This window comes from Aliarcobacter cryaerophilus ATCC 43158 (genome assembly GCF_003660105.1).
Taxonomy (GTDB): domain Bacteria; phylum Campylobacterota; class Campylobacteria; order Campylobacterales; family Arcobacteraceae; genus Aliarcobacter; species Aliarcobacter cryaerophilus.
The window spans coordinates 1928046-1953354 of record NZ_CP032823.1 but is presented as its reverse complement, the minus strand read 5'-3'; the positions used below and the strand labels follow the sequence as shown (position 1 = coordinate 1953354).

Annotated in this window: 21 protein-coding genes; 5 read left to right on the top strand and 16 right to left on the bottom strand. The window is 27.5% G+C overall.

The features are described from left to right. Window positions 1–12: 12 nt before the first annotated feature. The 6 genes from ACRYA_RS09920 to accB form a co-directional block, all read right to left on the bottom strand. Window positions 13–1605, bottom strand: a complete 1593-nt coding sequence (locus ACRYA_RS09920) for an asparagine synthetase B family protein (protein ID WP_105917049.1) — start codon at window positions 1603–1605, stop codon at window positions 13–15. Between the two features lie 4 nt (window positions 1606–1609). Beyond that, complete coding sequence (locus tag ACRYA_RS09915) at window positions 1610–2479, bottom strand: AEC family transporter (RefSeq protein WP_265936542.1); 870 nt, start codon at window positions 2477–2479, stop codon at window positions 1610–1612. A gap of 68 nt (window positions 2480–2547) precedes the next feature. Next, the gene (locus tag ACRYA_RS09910) at window positions 2548–4131 is read right to left on the bottom strand and encodes an inorganic phosphate transporter (protein ID WP_105917052.1); all 1584 of its coding nucleotides are present in this window, start codon (window positions 4129–4131) and stop codon (window positions 2548–2550) included. 96 nt (window positions 4132–4227) lie between these two features. Beyond that, window positions 4228–5757, bottom strand: a complete 1530-nt coding sequence (locus ACRYA_RS09905) for a DEAD/DEAH box helicase (protein ID WP_105917054.1) — start codon at window positions 5755–5757, stop codon at window positions 4228–4230. Window positions 5758–5976: 219 nt separating this feature from the next. Then, window positions 5977–7329 carry an acetyl-CoA carboxylase biotin carboxylase subunit gene (locus ACRYA_RS09900; RefSeq protein WP_105917055.1) on the bottom strand — a complete coding sequence of 451 codons (1353 nt, stop codon included), beginning with the start codon at window positions 7327–7329 and terminating at the stop codon, window positions 5977–5979. 9 nt (window positions 7330–7338) lie between these two features. Next, a complete protein-coding gene (gene accB / locus ACRYA_RS09895; RefSeq protein ID WP_105917057.1) occupies window positions 7339–7824 on the bottom strand; it encodes an acetyl-CoA carboxylase biotin carboxyl carrier protein in 486 nt (161 codons plus the stop codon). 138 nt (window positions 7825–7962) lie between these two features. Here accB and ACRYA_RS09890 point away from each other — a divergent pair, with 138 nt between their 5' ends. Genes ACRYA_RS09890 through ACRYA_RS09870 form a run of 5 tightly spaced genes read left to right on the top strand, consistent with a single transcriptional unit; the run spans window position 7963 to window position 12620 of the window. Further along, window positions 7963–8397: a deoxycytidylate deaminase gene (locus ACRYA_RS09890; protein ID WP_105917059.1), complete on the top strand. Its 435-nt coding sequence runs from the start codon at window positions 7963–7965 to the stop codon at window positions 8395–8397. A 53-nt stretch (window positions 8398–8450) separates the two neighbouring features. Further along, window positions 8451–9278, top strand: coding sequence for a peptidylprolyl isomerase (locus ACRYA_RS09885; RefSeq protein ID WP_105917060.1), 828 nt, complete (start codon window positions 8451–8453; stop codon window positions 9276–9278). 20 nt (window positions 9279–9298) lie between these two features. Then, window positions 9299–10729: an Asp-tRNA(Asn)/Glu-tRNA(Gln) amidotransferase subunit GatB gene (gene gatB, locus ACRYA_RS09880; RefSeq protein WP_105917070.1), complete on the top strand. Its 1431-nt coding sequence runs from the start codon at window positions 9299–9301 to the stop codon at window positions 10727–10729. Then, the gene (locus ACRYA_RS09875; protein WP_105917062.1) at window positions 10729–11625 is read left to right on the top strand and encodes an NAD(P)H-dependent glycerol-3-phosphate dehydrogenase; all 897 of its coding nucleotides are present in this window, start codon (window positions 10729–10731) and stop codon (window positions 11623–11625) included. The genes gatB and ACRYA_RS09875 overlap by 1 nt, the downstream gene beginning before the upstream one ends. An 8-nt stretch (window positions 11626–11633) precedes the next feature. After that, entirely contained in the window at window positions 11634–12620 is a 987-nt protein-coding gene (locus tag ACRYA_RS09870) for a YhdH/YhfP family quinone oxidoreductase (RefSeq protein ID WP_105917064.1), read from the top strand. 28 nt (window positions 12621–12648) lie between these two features. Here the strand turns inward: ACRYA_RS09870 and ACRYA_RS09865 are convergent, their stop codons facing one another. The 10 genes from ACRYA_RS09865 to ACRYA_RS09825 form a co-directional block, all read right to left on the bottom strand. After that, the gene (locus tag ACRYA_RS09865) at window positions 12649–14313 is read right to left on the bottom strand and encodes a ShlB/FhaC/HecB family hemolysin secretion/activation protein (protein WP_105917065.1); all 1665 of its coding nucleotides are present in this window, start codon (window positions 14311–14313) and stop codon (window positions 12649–12651) included. A gap of 16 nt (window positions 14314–14329) precedes the next feature. After that, on the bottom strand, window positions 14330–18538 hold the full coding sequence (locus ACRYA_RS09860) for a two-partner secretion domain-containing protein (RefSeq protein WP_121443304.1): 4209 nt from the start codon (window positions 18536–18538) through the stop codon (window positions 14330–14332). 134 nt (window positions 18539–18672) lie between these two features. Next, window positions 18673–18858: a hypothetical protein gene (locus ACRYA_RS09855; RefSeq protein WP_105917897.1), complete on the bottom strand. Its 186-nt coding sequence runs from the start codon at window positions 18856–18858 to the stop codon at window positions 18673–18675. An 18-nt stretch (window positions 18859–18876) separates the two neighbouring features. Then, the gene (locus ACRYA_RS10910; protein WP_265735141.1) at window positions 18877–19005 is read right to left on the bottom strand and encodes a hypothetical protein; all 129 of its coding nucleotides are present in this window, start codon (window positions 19003–19005) and stop codon (window positions 18877–18879) included. A 96-nt stretch (window positions 19006–19101) separates the two neighbouring features. Then, entirely contained in the window at window positions 19102–19788 is a 687-nt protein-coding gene (locus ACRYA_RS09850; protein ID WP_105917896.1) for a response regulator transcription factor, read from the bottom strand. Continuing rightward, complete coding sequence (locus ACRYA_RS09845) at window positions 19785–21152, bottom strand: sensor histidine kinase (RefSeq protein WP_105917895.1); 1368 nt, start codon at window positions 21150–21152, stop codon at window positions 19785–19787. Before ACRYA_RS09845 ends, ACRYA_RS09850 begins: the two co-directional genes overlap by 4 nt. Continuing rightward, a complete protein-coding gene (locus tag ACRYA_RS09840) occupies window positions 21149–21685 on the bottom strand; it encodes a hypothetical protein (RefSeq protein WP_105917894.1) in 537 nt (178 codons plus the stop codon). Before ACRYA_RS09840 ends, ACRYA_RS09845 begins: the two co-directional genes overlap by 4 nt. Then, the gene (locus ACRYA_RS09835) at window positions 21675–23702 is read right to left on the bottom strand and encodes a TonB-dependent receptor domain-containing protein (protein WP_105917893.1); all 2028 of its coding nucleotides are present in this window, start codon (window positions 23700–23702) and stop codon (window positions 21675–21677) included. Before ACRYA_RS09835 ends, ACRYA_RS09840 begins: the two co-directional genes overlap by 11 nt. 86 nt (window positions 23703–23788) lie before the next feature. Then, a complete protein-coding gene (locus ACRYA_RS09830; RefSeq protein ID WP_105917892.1) occupies window positions 23789–24289 on the bottom strand; it encodes a helix-hairpin-helix domain-containing protein in 501 nt (166 codons plus the stop codon). Between the two features lie 4 nt (window positions 24290–24293). Then, window positions 24294–25283 carry an OmpA family protein gene (locus tag ACRYA_RS09825; protein WP_105917891.1) on the bottom strand — a complete coding sequence of 330 codons (990 nt, stop codon included), beginning with the start codon at window positions 25281–25283 and terminating at the stop codon, window positions 24294–24296. Window positions 25284–25309: the final 26 nt, after the last annotated feature.

Sequence of the window (25309 nt, the reverse complement as noted above, 5' to 3'; positions counted from 1 at the left end):
TTGTAAATAAAATTAAAGATATACTTTTTTGTACCACAAAGAGAAAACAAAAAGTGAGTACAGATGCTGTTTAAATTTATTTGAACTAGCGAGTGTATAAATCTTTCTTATATAGTTTTCATTAAAAAAAGCTGTTTGTCTATTTACTTCCAAAATAGTATCTAAAATAGAGCTTCCAAACTCTTCATGAAGCCATTCATTAAAAGGAGAGTTAAAGCCTTTTTTTGTTCTATTTATGATTTGTTCAGGAATATATTTTGATGCAATTTTTTTAAGTAGATATTTGTTTGTATTGCCCATTTTTATTGAACTTTCAACGCTAAAAATATATTTGAGTATATCATTATCCAAAAATGGAGTATGAATTTGCAGAGAGTTTGCTTTTGAAACTTTATAAACTTTTGTTAAAACAGGATTTGAAACCCAAAGTTTTAAATCAATATAACTCATATTGTCAATAAAATCTTGTTTTGGTGTTTCACTTTTAAATGTTGGAACTTTTACAAATAACTTTCTTTTTTGTATATCATTAAAAATCTCTCCAAAAGAGTTATATATATTTTGTTTTTTTACAACTCTTCTTAAATATTCACTCTCTTTTGTATTATTTTGCAAAGCTGATACTATTTCATTCAAAAACTCATTTTGTTCTTTTGATAAAGATTTTTCAAAATTATGATACTTTAAAAATTTTGCATAGTTATCATAACCAAAGAAAAGTTCATCTGCACCTTCTCCAGATAGAAGTGAATTTACGCCAAAATCTTTAACACTTTTTAATAAAAAATTTAGTGGAACAGCAGCACTATCACCATGTGGTTCATCAAAAAACTCTAAAGTATTATAAAAACTATCTATATAGTTTTTCTTATCAATTATTATTTCGTGATGATTTGAGTTTATATGATTTGAAGTAATTTTGGCATATGGAAGTTCACAATAGTTTTTGTATTCATTATAACCTATAGAAAAAGTATCTATTTTTCTACCAGATATTCTTGTATATATTGAAGATATAAGTGAACTATCAACTCCACCACTTAAAAGTGTACTAGGAGACGATATAAGCCGTTTTTCAATTCCTGAGTATAAAAGCTCTTCTAAGTCATTTAAAGCTATATTTTCATCGTTTAAGGCTTTATATGTATTAATCTTATAATATTTCTTTTTGATTAAATCTTTTTTTGGTTCAAAAATCAAATATGAGCTATCTTCAAGTTTATAAATATCGCAATAAAATGTATCTTCTCCAAAAGTTGAGAAGTGCTGAATATATTTACTAAGAGCAATTTTATTTAACTTTGGTGAAAAATTAAGCTCTTTTAAAATATGTTTTATAGAAGTTGAAAATATAAAATTTTCATTTTTTATATAATAATAAAATGGAATATTTCCAAATCTATCTCTTGAACAAAAGTAAAGATTCTTTATTTTGTCATATATACAAAAAGCAAAAATTCCATCAAGTTTTGATACAAAATCAAAAGAATATTTTATATATAAATCTTTTAAAATTTCCCCAATATTATTAACTAGATACTCTTCTAATTTATATATTTCACCCTCAAAATATATAGTTAAATTTTCAAAATTATATATTTTCATATATTTATCCTATAAAATAATTAATGATTTCAATGTAAAAGTGAAGAATTGCTACAAAAATGGCACTAGAAACTAAAATAGTTGCAGCTACATCTGTTGGTTTTGTATTGTATATTACAGAAAAATTTACATTATTTACAGCAAGTGGCATCATAAGTTCCATTATAAGAATTGAAGCCACCATAGAGTTTAAATTTGTAAAACTAATAATGATTAAAATACCAATAATAGGTAAAAGAATATGTTTAACAAAACTTATTTGTAAAGATAATTTCCAAGGGATAGTTTTTATCTTTACACTATAAAGATATGTTCCAAAAATTATTAATTGTAGTGTTAATGATGTATATGCACCCATTTCTAAAGCAAAATCAAACTCTTTTGGAATAGGAACTTTATAATAATTTACAGCTAAAGCTAGAAGTGCAAACCAAATTACTGGAATTTTAAATATAGATTTTAAAGATTGTTTGAAATTAAACTGCTCTCTTGCAAAAAAGTAGATAGATATTGTGTACATAAAAAAAATGTTTGCTATATTTATAATACTTGTATATGGAACACTTTGCTCTCCAAAAAGTGCAATACCAAGGGGAATTCCTAGATTTCCAGTATTTCCAATCAAAGCTGTTGCTAAAAAGATATTTTCATCTGTTTTTGAAGAGAAAATAAATTTTGAGTAAAGAAGCATTAAAAGTAGAGTTGAAGCCATACAAAAAATAAAAAATATTGGAGATAGTATAAACTCATAATTTATAGGTTCTTTTGTTAATCCCCAAAAAATCATAATTGGTTGAAGAAAGTATAGAGATATTAAAACTAATGATTTTTCATCTATTTGAGTTTTTAGCTTTTTTTTAGCAATAAAACCCAAAAAGATAAAAAAGTATATTGGAAGAACTGATAGTAATGCTTCTATTTTTTATCCTTTTGTAACAGTTTTTAAACTGCTACAATTCCTTTTATCATATAGTAAATTCCAGCTGCAATTAAAGCAGATGCAGGTACTGTAATAACCCAAGCTGCAATTATTTTTTTAACAGCATCTCGTTTTACATATTTTGCACCTTTTGCTTCTTTGAAATCTTTTTTCTCTTGTTTTACTTGATCTTCAATTTCATCAATCTTTTTAAATAAATCAACAATTTTTACATAAGTTGATTTATTTTTATCTTTTAAAGATTCAAGTTTAAATAAATCTGCTTTTAATTTCTCAAGTTCTTTTTTATGTTTTTTAAACTTTTCTCTAATATCTTGAACATAGTTTTTTTCTGTCATATCAAGAGCTTCTCTTAAAAATCCAACTCCAAAAACACCACCAATTGCAATATGTGTTGAAGATACTGGAAGACCTAATTGACTTGCTAAAATAACAGTAATAGCAGTTGCAATTGCTACTGAAAATGCTCTCATTTGGTCAAGTTCTGTAATTTCACTACCAACTGTTTTGATAAGCCTAGGACCATACAAAATAAGACCAATAACAATACCAATAGCACCAACAATCATAATCCAAAATGGAACTGATGCATTTACATTTGCCCCTTCATGTAATATGGCATCATTAATAGCAGCAAGAGGTCCAATAGCATTTGAAACATCATTTGCCCCATGTGCAAAAGATAGTAGCGCAGCACCGAAAATAAGTGCAGGTGTAAATAATTTATTTACACTAGATCTATCATTTGATAAGTTTGATAAATTTTTATCTATATTTTGTTTAGTTAAAAAATATGCAGCAATAGCAAATAAAATACCAATTCCTGAAGCAAGTAAAAAACTAACATGAATTAATTGTTTTAAACCCTTTAAAATTAAGTATGTTGTAAAAGCCCAAGTCATTATTGCAATTAAAATAGGAACAAACTTTTGTGCTTGTTCTAGCATATTCTCTTTATAAACAATCTGTTTTTTTATAAAGTATAAGAAACTAGCAGCAACAAATCCTCCAAGTAATGGTGATATAACCCAAGAAGAAGCAATTTCAGCTAAACTACCCCAATTTAAAATAGAAAAACCAGCACTTGCAATTCCAGCTCCCATTACTCCACCAACAATTGCATGAGTAGTTGAAACAGGTGCTCCAATAGATGTAGCAAAATTTAACCAAACAGCACCTGCAAGAAGTCCCGCGGTCATTGCCCAAATAAATGAGTTTTTATCAGAAATTAGTGTAATATCAATAATTCCACTTTTAATAGTATTAACAACATCTCCACCAGCAATAATAGCTCCAGCACTTTCAAATATAGCTGCTATTATAATCGCTCCTGTTAGAGTTAAAGCTCTTGCACCAACTGCTGGTCCAACATTATTTGCAACATCATTCGCACCAATATTTAAAGCCATATAAGCTCCAAAAATAGCACCAATTATTAAAAAAGTATTATCGGGTACTTTACCGTGAGAAGAATATGTCCAAAGAAATACTGCTAATAAAAATAGCAAAGATAGAGATAATTTTGCGAAGCTTGAAAGAGATTTTTCGGTGGCACTCTCAATAGTTTTTATGGTTTTTATATCCATATAATGTTCCTTGTGTAACTAAATTGTAATAAAGTTATTATAGTTTAATTACTCTTATTTGAAGTTTAGCTACAAGGAGAAATTAGAAGAAGAGATTTAATCTCTTCTTCTAGGTCTTGAGCTTCTTGCAGGTTTATCAGCTGAATCTTTATTTGTATCTCTACTTGAGCTATTTCTTGATGTTGATGGTTTTCTTTGTCCACCTCTATCATCTCTTGAACCAGAATCTCTTCTTTGTCCACCACCGCTTCTTCCTCTTCCTCTTGGAGGTCCTCTTCTATCATCACCTCTATCACTACTTCTTGACATATTTTCGATTAGTCTACTTATGTCGCTTTCGCTTTTTCCTATGTTGTTGTTACCTTTTACATAAGTTTTAGAAGCAATAATTGAAGCTAATTTAAATGCAATTGTTGATATATCAAACTCTTCTTTTAGCTCTTCAATAATAGTTATTGCATAATCTTTTATCTCTTGATCTAATATAGATTGTTTAAGCTCATCTATTTTTTTCTGTTTAACAGTTGATATATTAGGAATAACTTTAGACTCTAATTTCGCACCAATTGTTTTTTCAATTCTTTGAAGAGTTCTAAATTCATGAGGTGTTACAATTGAAATAGCAACTCCATCTTTTCCTGCTCGTCCAGTTCTTCCAATTCTATGAACATAAGACTCACCATCAAAAGGAAGGTGATAGTTAAATACGTGAGTTACATCATTTACATCTAGACCTCTTGCAGCAACATCTGTTGCAATTAGAATTTCAAGTTTTGAAGTTTTAAATGCTTTTATAGCTTCTTCTCTTTGTTTTTGCTCCATATCACCGTGTAATGATTTTGCCATAAATCCTTGAGATAATAAAAATGTAGATAATCTATCAACATCTTTTTTTGTTCTACAAAATATAATAGATTTTTTTGGATTTTTATAATCAAAAAGTCTAATTAAAGCATCATCTCTTTCTCTCTCATCTACTACATAGAAAGTTTGAGTAATATTTTTATTTGTAACATCAGATTTTGTAATTGTTACAAATTCTGGTTCTTTTAAAATTGTTTTTGCTAAATTCTTAATAGCTACAGGCATTGTTGCCGAGAAAAGTAAAGTTTGTCTATCGTCTGGAAGATATGTAAAAATCTCTTTAATGTCATCTAAAAATCCCATATCAAGCATTTCATCAGCTTCATCTAGAATTACAAATTTTGGTTTAATTTTTATATGTCCATTTTTTAATAAATCTAAAAATCTTCCTGGAGTTGCTACTATAACACTTGCTGTTTCAATTAATTTTAGTTGTCTTGCGTAAGCTTGACCACCATAAACAGTTGCTGTGTTAATTCCTAAAAATTTTCCAAATTTGAATAATTCATCAGATACTTGCATTGCTAGTTCTCTTGTTGGAACTATAACGACTGCTTCTGCATTTTTTCCTGTTAATTGATTTAAAACAGGTAGACCAAATGCTGCTGTTTTACCAGTACCAGTATGTGCTTGTCCTACAATATCTTTTCCTAAAAGTATATGCGGAATTGCATCTATTTGTATTGGACTTGGTTCTTTAAAACCAGCCTCGTCTATTGCTTTTTGTAAATTTTCTTTAAATTTAAAGTCTTGAAAAGTCACTTTTTATCCTTAAGTATATATTGTGAATATACACTCTTATATTAAAAAACCTTCCTATAATGGATAATCAAATATAAAAAATACGTAAGTTTTTAGTATAAAATTACTAAATCTTAAAAAAAGATAGGCATATAAATGTGTATAAATCTGCGGATTTTATCTAAAAAAGAATTAAATTTAGCTTTAAGAAAGAGTTCTCTTTCTTAAAAGCCTAAATTTTTAGATACTATCAAGACCTTTGTAGTTTTCAAGGTATTTTGTATCGTAGTTATTGCTTATGAAATCTTTGTTTTGCATCATTTTCTTGTGAAATGGAATATTTGTTTTAATTCCTTCTACTTCAAATTCGCTTAAAGCTCTTTTCATTATATTAATAGCTTTTTCTCTATCTCTTCCCCAAACAATTAGTTTTCCAATCATTGAATCATAGTATGGAGGAACTATATAATTTGTATAGATATGTGAATCAACTCTTACATTTCTTCCACCTGGAACCATCCATTGAGTTATTTTTCCAGGGCATGGTAAAAATGTATTTGGATCTTCAGCTGTAATTCTACACTCTATTGCATGACCTTTAAATCTAATACTATCTTGTGATGGTAGTTCTTCACCTTGAGCTACTTTTATCATCCACTCAACAATATCTAGTCCTGATACCATCTCTGAAACTGGATGCTCCACTTGAAGTCTTGTATTCATCTCCATGAAGTAAATATTTTGTTTATCATCTGCTAAAAATTCAAAAGTTCCAGCACCTTCATATTTTAAGTATTTTGTAGCTTTTACTGCAACATCAAGAAGTTTTTGTCTTGTCTCTTCATTTAGTAAAATTGCAGGTGACTCTTCTATTACTTTTTGATGTCTTCTTTGAAGTGAGCAATCTCGCTCTCCTATATGAATAGCATTTCCATGACTATCTCCAATAACTTGAACTTCAATATGTCTAGGATTATTTATAAATCTCTCAAGATACATAGTTCCATCACCAAAAGCTGCTAGTGCTTCACTTGAAGCTGCAAGATATTGTGAATCAAAGTCTTTTTCCTCTTTGATTAACCTCATACCTCTTCCTCCACCACCAGCAGATGCTTTTGCCATAATTGGGTAACCAATTTCTCTTGCTATTTTTTTACCTTCATCTAGAGTTCGCACAGCACCTTTACTTCCTGGAACAACAGGAACTCCTGCTTTTACCATCTCTTCTTTTGCTTTTGATTTATCAGCCATTTTTTCCATTACTTCAGATGATGGACCAATAAATTTAATATTATGAAGTTTACAAATTTCTACAAAATCTTGATTTTCAGATAAAAATCCATATCCAGGAAAAATTGCATCACAACCTGTCATTTCAGCTGCTGTTATTAAAGCTGGAATATTTAAGTATGATTCACTTGATTTGGCTCCACCAATACAAACAGCTTCATCAGCATGTTTTAAATATGAAGCATTTTTATCACCAGCACTATAAACAGCAACAGATTTTTTCCCCATCTCTTTTATAGTTCTAATAGCTCTTTGAACTATCTCACCTCTATTTGCTATTAAAATCTTTTTTATTTCTGCCATAAGTTACTCTTAAACTTTTTCAACTATAAATATTGGCATATCATATTCAACTGGTTCCCCATTTTGAACTAAAATATCAAGAATTTTACAATCAAATTCAGCTTCAACCTCATTCATAATTTTCATAGCCTCTAAAATACATAGAGTTTGTCCTTTTCTAACAATATCACCAATTCCACAAAAAGATGGAGAATCAGGAGATGGAGAAGAGTAATAAGTTCCTACCATTGGTGCATTTATTGCTATACCACTTGCTGAACTCTCTTTTGTTGCTTCATTTGAAACAGCAGTAGTAGATAAAACAGATGAAGATGTAGAAGCATTTTGAGTAACAGAAGCAACAGTTTGAACCATTGGAGAAGCAGAAACTGTAGTAACTCCTCCTTCAAAACCTCTTTGCATAGAGATTTCAAATTCTCCTTCTTTAACTCTTAGTTTATTAAGTTCACTTTTATCGAAAACTCTAATTAACTCTTTTATATCTTTAAAATCCATATTTAGCCTTTTTTTTATAAAAATTTCTATGATAATATCAAAAAATTTCTAATTTTTATATTTTTAGGCATAAAAATAAGCTTTTTTTAAGATTATAAATCAAAATTTGTTATAATCTCAAAAAAATTAGGTGAAAATATGATTAGTGATAAAAACTTTTTAAATATTGCAAAAGAGCTATCTTTTGCTTCTAAATGTGTATCAAAACAAGTAGGTGCTGTTATAGTAAAAGATGGAAGAATTCTATCAACTGGATACAATGGAACACCAGCTGGTTATCAAAATTGTAGTGATTATTGGGATGGACAATATACAAAAGATCACCACGAATGGTCAAAAACTTATGAAATTCATGCAGAGATGAATGCTATTATTTGGGCTGCAAGAAAAGGTATTAGTATAGAAGGTGCTACAATTTATGTTACATTAGAGCCTTGTAGTGAATGCTCAAAAAATTTAATAGCAAGTGGAATAAAAAGAATAGTATATGAAAAATCTTACGAACATACGAATTCTCAAATTATCTCAAAATTTTTAAAAGATAATGGTGTTGTTATAGAGCAAATTTTATAAATTTAAGGGAATTTCGATAAAATATCCCTTTTATCAAAGAAAGGATTCCCAAAATGCACAAATTTCTACTAGCTTTAGTTTTAGGCTCAAGCTTAACATATGCTTCAACAATAAACGGTATAGCAATAACTGTTAATGATGAACCAATAACACAATATGATATTGAAAAAACAATGTCTGTAAATAAAATCTCTAAAAATGAAGCAGTTAGTTACTTAATTGATAAAGTTTTATACGATCAACTAGTTAAGAAAAACAATATCACTGCTGATATTTTTGAAACAAATGAGTATATTGAAAAACTTGCAAACTCAAATGGAATGGATGTATATGCATTTAAATCAATAGTAAAACAAGAGTATCCAAATTATGAAGTTTTTGAAAATGAGGCAAAAAATGCTGTAATTAGACAAAAACTTATTACTAGTTTGGTTCGTGGGCAATTGGCAATTGCAAATGATGAAGATATGCAATTATATTATGAAAAAAATATAAACAAATATTTAACTTCAAAATATTTTGATGTTGTTCAATATAGTTCTACAAATAGAAATGCACTTGTTGATACAATTCAAAACCCATCAAAAGTAGCTTCAGGTGAAGTTACAAAAATGCCATTAAAATTAGAGAGTAATAAAATTCATGCTCAACTACAATATATTCTAAATGGTACAAAACCAAATACATTTACTCCAATATTTACAGCAGATAAACAGTATGTAACTCTATTTTTAAAACAAGCAGAAGGAAAAGTTGCAATTCCTTTTGAAGCTGCAAAACCTAGAGTTTTTAATGATATTATGGAGCAAAGAGAACAGACATTTTTGAAAGATCATTTTGAAAAACAAAAAGTAAAAGCAGATATAAAAGTATTAAGATAAGGATTTAAAATATGTCAAGTATGTTTGAAATAGTAATAGGTTTAGAAGTTCATGCACAATTAAATACAAAAAGTAAACTATTTTGTTCTTGTGCAACAAGTTTTGGAGAACAAGCAAATAGTAACACTTGTCCAACTTGTCTAGCACTTCCAGGAGGACTGCCTGTTTTAAATAAAGAGGCAGTTCATAAAGCTATTATGCTTGGAACGGCACTAAAATCAGAAATAAATCAAGTATCAGTTTTTGATAGAAAAAACTACTTCTATCCTGATTTACCAACTGGTTATCAAATATCTCAATTAAGTACACCTGTTGTTGGATTGGGGGAATTAACTATTGATTTTCCAGATGGAAGCCAAAAGACTATTGGAGTTACAAGAGCTCATTTAGAAAATGATGCTGGAAAAAATATCCATAGTGGTAACCATTCACAAGTTGATTTAAATCGTGCTGGAACTCCACTTCTTGAGATTGTTTCAGAACCTGATATGAGAAGTGCGGAAGAGGCTATTTTATATCTTAAAAAACTTCACTCAATTGTAAGATACTTGGGAATTAGTGATGCAAATATGCAAGAGGGAAGTTTTAGATGCGATGTTAATGTATCTATAAGACCAAAAGGTGATACAAATTTTTACACTAGATGTGAAATTAAAAATATGAACTCTTTTAGATTTATTGAAAAAGCTATTGCTTATGAGGTAAATAGACATATTGAAGCTTGGGAAGATGGTGTTCATTCTACTGAAATTGTACAAGAGACTAGACTTTTTGATACAACTACTGGAGAGACAAGAAGTATGAGAGGAAAAGAAGATGCAGCTGATTATAGATATTTTCCAGATCCAGATTTGCTTCCTTTAATTATTAGTGATGAAATGCTAAAAGAGTATTCAAAAATTCCAGAGCTTCCAGATGAGAAAAAAGCTAGATTTGTAAAAGAGTATGGACTAAAAGAGTATGATGCTTCTGTTATAACTTCATCTTTAGAGATGGCAAACTATTTTGACGATATGATGAAAGATGGAGTTAGTGCTAAAAATGCTACAACTTGGCTAACTGTTGAGCTGCAAGGAAGATTAAAAGAGGGTGTTACTATTGAAGAGTCGCCAATAGATGCAAAAACACTAGCTACAATTGTAAAAAGAATTGAAGATAATACAATCTCTGGAAAAGCTGCAAAAGAGGTTTTGGATGATTTAATTGCAAACTCTTCAAAAGATGTTGATGGAACAATTCTTAAATTAGGACTTAAACAAGTTTCAGATGATGGAGCACTATTTGCAATTATTGATGAAATTTTAGCTACAAATGCTGATAAAGTAGCAGAATATAAAGCTGGAAAAGAGAAAATGTTTGCATTTTTTGTAGGACAAACTATGAAAGCATCAAAAGGAAGTGCAAATCCACAGAAGCTAAATGAGCTAATAAAAGAGAGATTAAGCAAATAATGAAAAATGGCAAAATCGCGGTAATTGGTGCTGGAAAATGGGGACAAGCTCTTCATTTTGCACTAAATTCAAAACAAGAGTGTTTTATAACTTCAAGAACAAAAAGAGATATAAAAAATTTTGTACCTTTAGATTTTGCACTATCTTGCGAATATTTAATTATTGCAATTCCAGCACAAGAGATAAAAACTTGGTTAAAAGAGAATTTTATTTTTAAAGGTCAAAAAATTCTTGTTGCTTCAAAAGGAATTGAAGCAAGTAGTGGAGAGTTTTTAAATGAGATTTATTCATCATTTGTACCAAATAAAAATATTGGATTCATCTCTGGACCTTCATTTGCTGCTGAGGTTATAAAAGGTTTACCTTGCGCAATAGTAATAAACTCAAAATCAAAAAAAATATATGAAGAGTTTAGTAAATTTTTCCCAAATTTTATAAAAACATATTATAGTTCAGATGTTATTGGAGCTGAAATAGCAGGAGCTTATAAAAATGTTTTGGCAATAGCAAGTGGAATTTGTGAAGGATTAAATCTTGGAAAAAATGCACAAGCATCACTTATTTCAAGAGGTTTAGTAGAGATGCAAAGATTTGGAAAACACTTTGGAGCAAAAAAGATGACTTTTTTGGGGCTTAGTGGAGCTGGTGATCTATTTTTGACTGCAAATTCTACAATGAGTAGAAATTTTAGAGTTGGTTTAGGACTAGCAAAAAATAAGAGTTTGAAAGATATTTTAGATGAGTTAGGTGAAGTTGCAGAAGGTGTGAAAACTGCTGATGCAATTGATAAACTCTCAAAAAAATATAAAATCTACACACCAATAGCAAATGAGGTAAAACTCATACTAAATGGTAAAAATCCTAAAGATAGTTTAAAAGATTTACTTAAAAATTAAGGAAGAAAATGAAAGCTTTTGTAGTTGAAAAGAATCATAATGATGAAATTATTTCTAGTGTAAAAGATGTTGAAAAACCAATTTGTGGTGAAAATGAAGTTATTATAAAAGCTACATACTCATCTTTAAACTATAAAGATGCTCTTAGTTCAGTTGGAAATCCTGGAGTTACTAGAGTTTTTCCACATATTACAGGTGTTGATGTTGCAGGAGAGATTGTTGAGACAAAATCAAATATCTTTAAAGTAGGGCAAAAAGTTATTGTTACTGGATATGATTTGGGTATGAATACAAATGGTGGACACTCACAGTTTGTAAAAGTTCCAGCTTCTTGGCTTGTATCTATTCCTAGCGCTTTAAGCGAAAAAGAGGCTATGATTTATGGAACAGCAGGACTTACTGCAGCACTAAGTATAAATGAGTTAATAAATAACAAAATAACACAAGAAAGTGGTGATATTTTGGTTACTGGTGCAACAGGTGGAGTTGGTTCTTTGGCGGTTGCAATTTTGAGTAAATTAGGTTTTAATGTTGTTGCTCTTTCTGGAAAAGAAAAAAAGATAGATTTCTTGAAAAATATTGGTGCAAGTGAAGTAGTTTTAAGAGAGGAATTTTTAAAAGATAGCTCAAAAGCTTTTTTGAAACCAAGATTTGCAGGAGTAATTGACACAACAGGTGGAGATATTTTATCAATAGCTTTAAAACAGACAAATTATGATGGAGTTGTTACTTGCTGTGGACTTACAGCTTCAAGTAGTTTAAATACAAATATTTTTCCATTTATTCTAAGAGGTGTAAGATTAATAGGAATTGATAGTGTTGAGTGTAGTTTGGATAAAAAACAAGATGCTTGGGAAAAATTAGCAAGTAAATATAGCGTTAAAAACCTAAATGAAATTACAAATGAAATAAGCTTAGATGGTATAAAATATGCTTATGAAAAACTTCTAAATGGAACTGCTGTTGGAAGATATTTGGTTAGAATAGAAAGTTAAAAATGGGATTTAAACCCCATTTTAATCTCTAAAACACCCATCCAGCTTGAACTAAAAACTTACTGTTTTTATGATTTGTGTATTCACTACTTATTGGTTTTGAGTTTAAACTCCAAGCTATTTGTGTTCTTAAAAAGAAATCATCAAATGATGAATAGTATCCCAAACCAATATCTTGTAGAGTTTTTCTTTGAAATGTTGTATCAAGATTTTTCTCTTGATATACATTTCCCATATCATAAAATACTCCTACTTTATGATTATATGAAGCAATATTAGGAAGTTTAGAAAATAGTTCAAAGCTTGCTATATATCCATTTTCTCCACTTTGTTCACTATATGGATATAGTTTAACTGCATTTGGTCCACCTAAGCTTAAATCTTCACTTCCATCAAGGTTTTTATTTCCTAATACTTTTTGAGCTGTTAGGTTTGTATTTAGTGAGAATATCTCATTAAAGTATATATCATTTGATATATACGTATCTACTTTATTATAGTTTCCATTATTTGGATTGTTATTTTTTGAGCTTAAGTGTCCAGTTGTTAGATTTAAGTTTGCAAACACTCTAGCAGGTAAATTAAGAATTGAGTAATTTTTATCATAATCTAAAGAAGTTACAAAAGAGTTTATAGTTTTATCTTCATATTTATCACCACTCATAAAATCATTCATATCTTTATGGTAGTACTTACCTTTTAAATATAAATTCTCATTTGTAGATCTAAGAAGTGGATAAGATAATCCAGCTTCATATATATTTGAGTTACCTTTAGCATCTAATGATTTATACTCTTCTACTAGATTATAGTTTGTTCTAGTATATGCAAAATCAGATTTTAAACCATAAGAGTTTAAAGGCAGTTCATAAGCTATCTTTCCATTTTTTAAATCAGCACCATTTGAAACTAAACCAGAAATAGAGATTTTATCACCTATATTAAAAGGACTATTTATATTTATCAAACCTTGAACTCTATTATAACCTGTGTATCTGCTTCCATAGTTGTCTGCTACTATATATCCATCAACTCTTTTTGTAGAAGTTGTATCTATATTTAAATTACTACTTCCTAGCTCTTTACCAGCTTCAACTACAGAGTTAGATACTTTTACTCCATTTCTATCATTTATTAAAAGTAATGCTCTTTCTATATCTTTAATATTTATAATACCATTTGATTTTGCATTATCTAAGATAGTTTGCAAAGAGTTATCATTTACAAGTGAGCTATTATTTAGTTTTATCTCTCCATATTTACCTTCAACTATTGAGATAAAAAGGATATTGTCATTTTTAACTAAATCTTGTTTACCCAAATATGCTCGTGCTACAAAGTAGCCTTTATCTCTATAAACTTTTGTAACAACTGCTAATACTTCTTGTATTTGATTAAAGCTTAACTCTTTTCCCATATAAGATTTTAAACTCTGTTTTAACTCTTCACTAGAAACAGCACTATTTCCAGCAAAAGTAAAATCTTTTATCAATACTGTTTTAGAACTATCACTACTTTTTAAACTACCATTTTCTATACCTTCAATTTTTATATCATCTTTTTTTAAAGTTGGTATATCTCTTGGTGCTTGAATTTGTTTTTCTATATTTCCACTATTTATTATAGGTGTTGCTCCTAAAAGAGCAACACTACTTAGTATTGATAAACCAAATACTTTAACTATATTTCTCATCTTAATCCTTTGAATTTTAAAGTTCATCTAAATTATTTACTATATTATCAGGTACTCTTACCCCACCATTTATAACTCTTGTTTCATCTACACCATTAAAAGATAGTGTTCTTATATCGCTATTTAAACTACTTGGTACACTTTGGTTTGAAGATGAGCTTGAGTTAGTACTAGGCTCTATACTAGCTATTACTCTTTGTACTTTTTCATCTACTTTTGGTTTTTGGTTATTGTCTGTTGGTGTTGGTGTTGGATTTACAGAAGCCACAATATTGGCAGTTGTTGTTTTTGAAGTATCAAGTAAATTATAGTTAGATGCTTTGAAACTATCTTTATTTGAAATTGTATATCCAGTAGCAGTTACAACTATATCATCTCCTACATCTTTATTACTAAATATTACTGATGTTGGATTATTTAATACTAAATCTTCACCTGTAACAAGTCCAACTAAACTTCCAATATTACTTAATGTTGCTGTTGTTGTTCCATCATATGTTTTATTATTTGCAGTAATATTTGAGATTGTTAAATCTTTTTTATTTATTGTTAGTTTTCCGTTCACAAATGAAATATTATAATTGTTTGAAGTTAATCCACTTCCACTAATTATATAATTTCCTGCATCTTTTGCTCCTTGAGAAGTTCCACTATAAAGTAAAGTTCCAGCTAATGAACTAGCTGTTTCACCATTTACAAATCCATTATAAGTAATTCCACTTCCTCCACTATATGACACTCCATCATATGTTTTTGAGTTATCATTTAGTGTTGCTGTTAGAGATGCTTTTGAAATATTGGCAGTTGTTGTTTTTGAAGTATCAAGTAAATTATAGTTAGATGCTTTGAAACTATCTTTATTAGAAATTGTATATCCAGTAGCAGTTACATCTATATTATCTCCTACATCTTTACTACTAAATATTACTGATGTTGGATTATTTAATACTAAATCTTCACCTGTAACAAGTCCAACTAAACTTCCAATATTACTTAATGTTGCTGTTGTTGTTCCATCATATGTTTTATTATTTGCAGTAATATTTGAGATTGTTAAATCTTTTTTATTTATTGTTAGTTTTCCATCTGTATTTCCACTTGCTTTTAATATAGCAAAACTATCGCTATTATTAACTAGTTTTATACTGTTATATATATCTGCATCTTTGTATCCTGTAACATCACTTCCAGCTACTTGAAATTTATATTTTGAAAGATCTATAAAACTATGATTAGTTCCAAATATATTAGTTGAGTTGTTGTAAAAAGTGCTTAGATTTTGAGTTGTACCATTATAAGTAGTAGTTTTATCTCCTAGTGTGTACGTTAAAGCTAAAGGAGCTATTGCCCAAACATATTTATTATTTATACTATCCCATTTTATAACTGGTGTTAAAGAAGTAACACTACTATCAGCAACTATATCCCAAGAAGCATTTTTAAATGTTTCACCATAAGACATCTCTTGTGTAGTTTTTCCTGTAACTCCAGAATGTGTAGAGTTATTTCCTACGCCATTTCCTGTATATTTAGTTTTATCATAAAAAGAGTTTGAGATTGTTCCATTATCATTTGCTCCAACCAAACCTCCTGTATGAAATTGTCCAGTTACATTCCCAGTAGAATATGAGTTTGAGATTGTTCCATAAAAGTTAGTTCCAACCAAACCTCCTGTATACATTGTTCCACTTACATTCCCAGTAGAATATGAGTTTGAAATTGTTCCATAATCATTATATCCAACTAAACCTCCTATTCTTTGAAATCCTCTTACATTTCCTGTAGAATATGAGTTTGAAATTGTTCCATGATTTTTTCCAACCAAAGCTCCTACTTGACTGCTTCCTATAATATTTAAATTTTTAAGTCCAATATTTTTAATTGCTGCATTACTATTTGTATATCCAAACAATCCAACATAATTAGTATCATGTCTATTTATATACAAATCTGAAATCGTAAAACCTAAGCCATCAAATGTTCCATTAAAGCTATTTGAAGAATCTCCTATTGGATTCCACCCCAATCCTCCATTTGCTGTATTACTAGCTAAATTTGTATAGTCACTAGTTGATGAACTTAGATTATTTAAAAGATTAAAATAGTAGTTTTGAGTCAGGATATTTGAATTATTTATATTTTGTAGTTGTGTCCAGTTTGTAATTGTATATGGATTTAGAGTTGTTCCATAACCACTTTGAAAAAGTGTGTTTGTAGGTTTATAGAAAGTTTTTAATTGTGGAAGTAAAATAGTATCTATACTATATCCAGCTACATCAGCACCACTTGTAATCCAACCATCTTTCCCTTTAAATTGAGCTAAAATCTCCGCTTTTGTTTTTCCATAAGAACTATCAAACATAGATTTTGTATTTGTTTCATTATCATAAAAAGAGTTTGAAATTGTTCCTGCATTATTTTCTGCAACCAAACCCCCAATAATACCATAATCTAGATTTACACTTCCAGAAGCATATGAGTTTGAAATTGTTCCAAAATCATTTTTTCCAACCAAACCTCCTAAAAAAGATTGTCCATTTAGATTTCCAGTAGTATATGAGTTTGAAATTGTTCCATAAGAGTTATGTCCAACCAAACCTCCTAAAAAAGATTGTCCATTTAGATTTCCAGTAGTATATGAGTTTGAAATTGTTCCCATATAGTTATATCCAACCAAACCTCCTGTATGATTATACCCAGCAATATCTATATTAGTTAAACCAATATTTTTAATTACTGCACTACTATTTGTATATCCAAATAATCCAACATAATCTTGATTTGGTCTATTTATATATAAATTAGAGATAGTAAAACCTAAACCATCAAATGTTCCATTAAAGTAATGTAAATTATCTTCTCCTATTGGATTAAATCCAGTTGTTCCCCATTTTGCTGTATCTGTTTTTGTAACACCTGCATCTATATTACTTCCTAGTTCATATTTTCCATTTAGTGCAGTATTTATCCACTGAAGTTGATATACATTGTTTACTACTACTTTTCCATTTGTATCAAATACTACTTTATTTGTTGTATTAGCTGCTTGAAAATATACTCCACCGTTTGTTTGGTTTGTATTATTTATAGTTGCATTTACATTTATATTATCTGCTTCTAATTTTAACTGTTTATCTGTACCCCAAGTGATATTTTGATTTACAGTTATATTATTAGTTGCTTGCAAGTGTACATTTGTAGTTTCTAAATTATTTTCAATAGCTGTTGCACTAACACTCTCTCCTGTAAGAATATTTCCACCAGTTGATTCTATTAATATATTTGTTGGGTCAAGTAACCAATCTTTTGCAACAACTTTTGTATTTGAAGTAACATTTAATTTCTCCCCACTTGTCTCTACAAACCCACCTTTTGCATTTATTGTTCCATCTATATTTGCAGTTCCTCCATGAGCAAATAGTATTACTTCACTTTGTGTTAATTCATCTAAAGAGTTTACTTCTATTATTCCACTATGATTTACAACACCTTTAAGCAATTCATCTTTTGCATTTGTTGTAAGATATATTTGTCCACCATTTGCAACTATTAGATTTTGATTATCTACAAGAGCATCTAGTACACCTTTATTTACTTTCAAAGATAGATTTTGATTTTCATTTAAAGTTAAAGTTACATCATTTGCACCAACAAGATTTATTGTTCCTTTATGTACTTCTATTTTCCCTTTATTTGTTACACTATTTGCTATAAATGTTGCATGAGTATTTGCTAGGGATTTTATCTCTCCTTCATTTACTATACTAGCAGTTGAGTTTCCTTTAAAGTTATAGTTCCCTTTATTAAAATCTTCATTTGATATATCTTTTGTAGAGGCTACAATTCCAGCTGTATTTACTTTTGCATTTTTACCAAAGAGTACTCCATTTGAGTTTATAAGCCATACTTGACCATTTGCGTTTAATGCTCCATCTATAATAGATTTTTCATTTCCTATTACTCTATTTAAAGTTATAGAGTTAGAGTTTGGTTGATTAAAGTTTACTATTTCATTTGATTTTATAGAAAAATCTTGCCAGTTTATAGTAGCTTTATTTGAGCTTTGGTTTATATTTGTTGTATTTCCACTTTGATTAATAGTTGCATCTCCACTTACAACTGTTCCACCACTTGGAGCCGCATAAAGATTGCAAGCAACTACTACTGAGATAACTGAGTATTTTAAAATACTAAATCGGTTTTTGTATTCATTTTTATAATACATATCTTCTCCTTACTCTGTTTCTATATTACTTTTCTTAATTGTAGATAAAGAGTGTGATGAAGTGTGATGTTTTTTGATTTTTTTTAAGGAATTTGGAAATTTTTAAATGGAATTTAAAAAGAGTGTAAAACTATCTATTTTTTTACTATTTTATAAAACTTAGCATTTGTAATATTTTGAAGAAACTTTGGTTCAATCTCATGTAATGCGATAATACTTACAAAACTATTATCCATATACCAACCTTTGCCAGTATCTGCTATTTTTTCTGTTTCAAACAACTCTATTAACTCATCTTTTGAAACAATAATATCTTCCAAACTAACTCCTAAATATAATTAGATTTGAATCCAACTATCATCATCTATTTCAAACTCTTCTTCTAGTTCATATATAATAAGATTGCAAATCCCCTTATTTGCAATCTCAATCTTTTGATAGTTATGATTTATATAATTAATTAACATGTAATATCCTATAAATTGTTTCCTAGAACTGAATTATAGAAAAAGAGTGTGATGAAGTGTGAAGTTTTTAATAAAAAAATAGTTAAATTTAATATTTTAACTATTTTTTAAAATGTAACCAACACCATAAACATTTAAAATAGTATCTTTGGGAAGTTTTTTTCTTAGATTACTAACCAAAGATTTTACACTATCAAGTGATACTTCAATAAAAATATCACTCCAACAATAAGACATAATATCTTCAATAGTTATATCTTTATTTCTATTTATGATAAAAAGTTCTAGCAAAGAGAGCTCTTTTTTACTAAGTTTTAGCTCAATATCTTTATTATAAAGTTTTTTACTAGTTTGATTAAAATATATATTTTCATCAAATCTTACTATTTTTTCAGAACTTCTTAATAAGTCAATAGAGATTTTATCAAGCATATCTTTTACTTTTTTTAAAGTTGCTGGTTTTATTAAATAGTAATTTACATCTATGTTTATGGCTTCCAAAAGTAAACTGTCGTTTGAGTGTGCAGTTATTAAAACTATTTTTGTTTTATAGTCATTTTCTCTTAATATTTTTGCTAACTCTAAGCCATTTAAATACGGCATATAAATATCAAGTATCATAACATCTGGTTTATTTTGCTGATAGATTTCTAAAGCTTCTTTACCATCATTTGCAGTAAAAACCTCTTTAAAATAGCTAGAAAAATACTCCAACATCTCTACTTGTATAGATTTATCATCTTCTGCATAAAGCAAGGTAAAATTTTTCAAATTCTCTCTCAAAACTCTTTTCCTTTTGGTATTTCCAAGATAAAGTCTATTCCATTATCTTTATTTTTAACTTTTATATCACCTTTAAAACTAGTTTGCATAATAAGTTTAGATATATATAGTCCCATTCCTGTGCCTCCGCTTTTATGTTTTGTGGTAAAGTATGGTTCAAAGATTTTATCTATAATATCCTCTTTTATACCACCAGCATTGTCTTTTATACTTATAAAATAGTTAATATCATCTTCATAAATATCTATATTTATATCTTTTTTTTCTATATTTCTCTCTTTAAATATATCTATTGAATTTGACAAAATAGATATTACAACTTGCATAAACTCACTTTCATAAGCATTTATATAAATCTCTTTTTTATTTATATTTAGCTCTACATCTTTTAATAAAGTATTTAAAACCTTAAAACTTTTTTCTATAGATTGTGATATTTCAAAACTCTCTTTAGATTTGTGAGGATTTAAGAACTCTCTAAAAGTATCTATTGTATTTGACATATGATATACAGCTTGTGATATATCATTTAACCTATCTTGTAAATATTTCTCATCATATTTTTTAAGTTCGATACTTCTATCAGTGTTTAAAACTATTGCATTTATTTTCATGAGAGGTTGTCGCCATTGATGTGCTATATTATCAATCATTTCACCCATAGAGGCAAGACGATTTTTTTGCATAATCTCTTTTTCATATAAAATTCTTTTTTCAAGCTCTTCTTCAATTTTTTTTACCATTTTTACTGCACTATTATTTATTACAGAAATCTCATTTTTAAACTCATCTTCTTTTAAAGTATTATTTTTTTCTAGACTATAATTTTTCATACTCTCTTTCAATTTTATAAGTGGTTTTAAATTATATTTTATTAAATATGAAGATAACAATAAAGAAAAAATAAAGAAGATAGCAATAAAAACTAAAAATTGATAAAATTCATTTAAAAGGTCTGAGTAAATAGATGAAAAAGTATAAAATACTTTTAACTCACCTAATTTTGATTTTAAAATAGTATCTTCTAAAATCATATGGTAAATTTTTGAATTTTGTATATCGCTATTTATATTTTTATATACAATTTCATTGTTGCTATTTTTTATCTCAATTCCAACTAGCTCTTTATGTAGTTTTATACTCTCATTTACAATCTCTTTTATATTGTTTTCTAAACCTAGAGTTAAATTTATAGAGATTATTGGAGATATAGTTTTTATAATTGAATCTATCTTTTCATTTTGAAGTAAAAATAACTGGTTTGATACAATAGAGTAATTTTTATATATAAATATTGATATAAAAATAGTAAAAACAAAAATATTGATAATAGCTATTTGAGTCACAATACTTAAATTTCTCATCTTATTTTTACCACACTAAATATAGAGTTTTGAAGTTCAATTTTACTATTTTTTAAAGCTTCAAGATTTAAAAATATATCTACTTTTGAAGTTATAGATAGTCCAAAAATAACTCCTAAATCTAAATAACTATTATCATAAGCAAAAGTAAGCCTACTATTATTTGTCAAGATTTTTGATATTTCTAAAATTTTTTCATCTTTTCCTAATAATAAAATATATGCTGTGCTTAATTTATTTATATTAAATTCACTATATTTTAAACTATTTACTTCAAGATGATAATCTTTTAAAGATTTATACTCTTTTACTATCTTATCTTTTAAAATTTCTGTTATGTTGTAGTCTATTTCTTCATACAAAATTGTAAGAACTACGCTATTTTTTATAAGCTTATCTTCAAAATTATTGTCTAGTAATATAATTTTTGGAAATACTTTTGCCTGAAAATCTAAAAAATTTAGATTATATACACTATTTGCAAAGAGTGAAAACTGTAAGAAGAGTATGAAAACTATTTTTTTAAAAATCATAACTAAAACTTGTAAACCAAGTTCTTCCTTCCCTTAACATCTTCTCATCTTTAGTTTTACTACCGTAATAATAGTACTCTTTATCTAATACATTTTTAGCTCCAAATGATAGTTTGGAATCTTTTGAGAATTTATAGGTTAGGGTTAAATCTGTTAATAAAACATCATCAATCTCTGTTCCATTTAATAGATTTTTCTTTCCATAATATCTTATAAGTGGACTGATTGTAAATTTTGAACTCAAAGGATAAATAAATCCTAAAGTAGTTGTAAGTTTAGAAACAACAGGTGTATTAATATCAAAATTATAATAGCTATTTTTATATTCAAATATATTATAGCTACTATTTAAAAATAGTTTTGAACGATTTTCAAATAGTTTTGAATACTCTAACTCTAAACCATAATTATTTTCATCATCACTTTTATTAATAAATTTATATTTATTTGTATCAAACTCTCTTGAATCAATACCATTTTTATATATTGAATAGAATAGATTTAATTTAAGTTTATCTTTGTTATCACTGTAAATATATATTAATTCAGCACTTTCTATCTCTTCATTTTTTAAATCTTTATTACCATAAACTCTTAGATGTCCAACCATTGAATCTTCAATAGAAGATGGTATTTTGCTAGATTTTGAGAGAATAAATTTATATATATTTTTATTATCATTTGAATAAACTGTTCCTAGTTTAAAGCTTTTAGCATTATCAAACTCTTTAAAATCATCAAGTTTTGCTAGAAAAGAGAAGCTTAAATTTTGACTATAAGAGTAAGTATCATTAAAATAATAAGAGATATTTGTTTTATCTTCTATATTTGAAATATTTCCATCTTTACCACTTAATTTTGTAAGATATGGTGTATTTGGAATATATGAGTTTCCAATAAAACTTCCAATCTTATAATCTTCATCAACATTTGTATAAAAATCATTTTTTACAGTTGATTTTCTTGAAAGATGTACTCCAAAATCAATTTCATGATTATTAAAAGTACTATTTTTTATTAAAAAAGATAGATATTTATCTCTTTGTGCAAAATCTAAATTAAAATGTGGATTATATAAACCTAGATTATTTGGTTCGAGTTTATAGAAATATGTATTAAATTGATAATTATTTTGTAAAAAACCTATTTTTGATTCAAGAATATTATTTTGTGAAATATCTTGTACATATTTTAATTCACTTGCAATAGTTTCATATTTTGAATATCCATCATCATTAAAATCTAGTAAATTGAAAAAACCATAGTTATTTTGTCTATCACTTTTTATGTATCTATTTGAAAATTCTAAATTATCATTTTTAAAAGATAAGAAAAACCCAACATCCTCTTTACCCTCTAAAGACTCTTTTTTTCTATCAAAAGAAGTTCCAAACTCTTCAGTACTCAAAGTTGCACTTGGAGCATCTACTTTTTTATTATCTTTTAAATAGTAAAAACCTAATCCCATATCAAATGAGCCTAATTTTTCACTTAAAGATAAAGATGTAAATCTTTTATCAAAGCTTCCTGTTTGAAAGCTAATGTTATTTGAGTTGTTAATAGAGCTTTTAGTGATTATATTTATACTTGCAACAAAACTATATGGATTGTTTAAACCAAATGTTGAACCTTTTGATATCTCTATTCTATCTATTAAACTAATAGGAAAATTTTCAAAATTATTTGCACCAATATTAATACCATCGATAAAAAATCCAACTTTTTCATATACAGTGTTTAAAGGTTGGGATTGTCCACGAACTGATATAAAAGGAGCAAATGCAGTTCCTGAGTATGTTTGAATCCCTGGAATAAAATCTAAAGCTTCACCTAGTGTATTTATTCCAAAAGATTCTAAATCATCTGCATATAAAACAGTCATTGCTGATGGTTTATAATCTATATTTAGATTTGTTTTATCACTATAATTATTTAGGTTATCTAATAAATTTCCTATCTCTTGTGAAAATGAGCTTATTGCTAAAGAAAAAAATAAGATAAGCTTTTTTATATGCACTTTTATTCACCTAAATAATGATTTTTTAATATTATATTTTAAAAGAGTGATGAAGTGTGATATTTTTAATAAGATTTTGGAATTTACTATTTTGTATCTAAATCTATATTATCATCAGTTGATTCATCTAAAAGCTTTTGACTATAGTTCGTTTCTCTTCCTGTTTTTAGTATTTTTGCTTGCTCAACCCATTGGTTTGCTCGTACATAGTTTGGAAGATTTAAAAAATTTTCTATCCATTCTGCATTTTTAGTAGACCAAATTGATATTTGTTCAAAATGATAAATTCCAAGTTTAAATAGTTCATTTTCTATATCTTCATCAATACCTTTTATTTTTTTAAGATTATCTTTTTTATTTGATGAGCTTAAAACCATTGGCTTGAAGTCTAAACTAGCACTTTTATTGAAAATAGGATTTATTTTAAACCTATTCTTCTCGATAATATTTGTATCCCTATTTTTAATACTTTGTATAGAGTTAAATTTCTCTTTATTCCCTTTTCCTATAATATAACCAACAACTAAACCTAAAATAAATGCAACTGATAAATTTATAACAATATATTGTGCGATTTCTACTAGCATATTATTAATCCCCTATAATAAATTCTACTCTTCTGTTTATTTCTGACAATCCATTTTCATCATCTTGTGCAATTGGTCGTTCATTTCCATATCCAACTGCTTTAATTCTATTTTTATCAATACCAAAGCTCTCTAAAATCTCTTTTACTCTATTTGCTCTATCTTGAGATATTTTTTTATTTAGCTCTTTATTTCCCCTTGAATCTGTGTGTCCACCAATTTCTATAGTAAAGTTAGTATTTTGTTTTAAAACATTACTAAGCTTTTCTATAAGAATTTTTGATTTTTCTGTTGGTTCTACGCTTCTTCTTTCAAAAGAAATTTTATCTGTTATAAAAATATTATTAATAATAGATTGTACATTATCTTTTGATAATACTTTATCTTTTTGCTCACTATTTTGTTCTATTTCATCAAAATTTTCATTTTTTGTAACATTATTTTTATTTAAATCAATTAGATTCTCTTTTTTTTCATAAATATTAGTTTGTATTTCATATTTATCTATTTTTGATATAACAGTTGTTATTAAATCTTTATGATTATTATTTTTTAATTCACCTTCTAGGAGCAATCTATTTCCATCAAAGATTATTTTTGAACCATTTTCAAAATTATCTTTTAGAAGTTGAGTAAGTTCAGAAATTTGTCTTAATAAATCTTTGCTAACCTCACTATTTTCTAAAATATTAATATCTTGAGTGGCATTTATTTTTAAGAAATCAAGAACTTGTTTTGCAACTTCATCACTTGAAAATGTACCACTTAGAAATAAAAGATTATTATTTTTAGAAATAATAAATTCAGATGGTTTATAACCAACTTTTTTGAAGAAATCTTCACTAAAGAACTTAAAGATACCTTTTTTATCTTTTAGTTCTATATCTTCTTTTTTATTTGTAAAATAATCTTCATAACTAAAAGTATATATAGAAACTATGTTTAAAGATACAAATAAAATCAGTAAAATAAAAATCTTCATAAAAATTGACATTTTGTCCCCCCCCCCCATCTTTTTTT

What these genes read in the sequence shown, in the direction of transcription:
- ACRYA_RS09920 (WP_105917049.1), bottom strand. Translation starts at nt 1,605, where the DNA reads ATGAAAATATATAATTTTGAAAATTTAACTATATATTTTGAGGGTGAA.
- ACRYA_RS09910 (WP_105917052.1), bottom strand. Translation starts at nt 4,131, where the DNA reads ATGGATATAAAAACCATAAAAACTATTGAGAGTGCCACCGAAAAATCT.
- ACRYA_RS09900 (WP_105917055.1), bottom strand. Translation starts at nt 7,329, where the DNA reads ATGGCAGAAATAAAAAAGATTTTAATAGCAAATAGAGGTGAGATAGTT.
- accB (WP_105917057.1), bottom strand. Translation starts at nt 7,824, where the DNA reads ATGGATTTTAAAGATATAAAAGAGTTAATTAGAGTTTTCGATAAAAGT.
- ACRYA_RS09890 (WP_105917059.1), top strand. Translation starts at nt 7,963, where the DNA reads ATGATTAGTGATAAAAACTTTTTAAATATTGCAAAAGAGCTATCTTTT.
- ACRYA_RS09885 (WP_105917060.1), top strand. Translation starts at nt 8,451, where the DNA reads ATGCACAAATTTCTACTAGCTTTAGTTTTAGGCTCAAGCTTAACATAT.
- gatB (WP_105917070.1), top strand. Translation starts at nt 9,299, where the DNA reads ATGTTTGAAATAGTAATAGGTTTAGAAGTTCATGCACAATTAAATACA.
- ACRYA_RS09875 (WP_105917062.1), top strand. Translation starts at nt 10,729, where the DNA reads ATGAAAAATGGCAAAATCGCGGTAATTGGTGCTGGAAAATGGGGACAA.
- ACRYA_RS09870 (WP_105917064.1), top strand. Translation starts at nt 11,634, where the DNA reads ATGAAAGCTTTTGTAGTTGAAAAGAATCATAATGATGAAATTATTTCT.
- ACRYA_RS09865 (WP_105917065.1), bottom strand. Translation starts at nt 14,313, where the DNA reads ATGAGAAATATAGTTAAAGTATTTGGTTTATCAATACTAAGTAGTGTT.
- ACRYA_RS09860 (WP_121443304.1), bottom strand. Translation starts at nt 18,538, where the DNA reads ATGTATTATAAAAATGAATACAAAAACCGATTTAGTATTTTAAAATAC.
- ACRYA_RS10910 (WP_265735141.1), bottom strand. Translation starts at nt 19,005, where the DNA reads ATGTTAATTAATTATATAAATCATAACTATCAAAAGATTGAGATTGCA.
- ACRYA_RS09845 (WP_105917895.1), bottom strand. Translation starts at nt 21,152, where the DNA reads ATGAGAAATTTAAGTATTGTGACTCAAATAGCTATTATCAATATTTTT.
- ACRYA_RS09840 (WP_105917894.1), bottom strand. Translation starts at nt 21,685, where the DNA reads ATGATTTTTAAAAAAATAGTTTTCATACTCTTCTTACAGTTTTCACTC.
- ACRYA_RS09830 (WP_105917892.1), bottom strand. Translation starts at nt 24,289, where the DNA reads ATGCTAGTAGAAATCGCACAATATATTGTTATAAATTTATCAGTTGCA.
- ACRYA_RS09825 (WP_105917891.1), bottom strand. Translation starts at nt 25,283, where the DNA reads ATGTCAATTTTTATGAAGATTTTTATTTTACTGATTTTATTTGTATCT.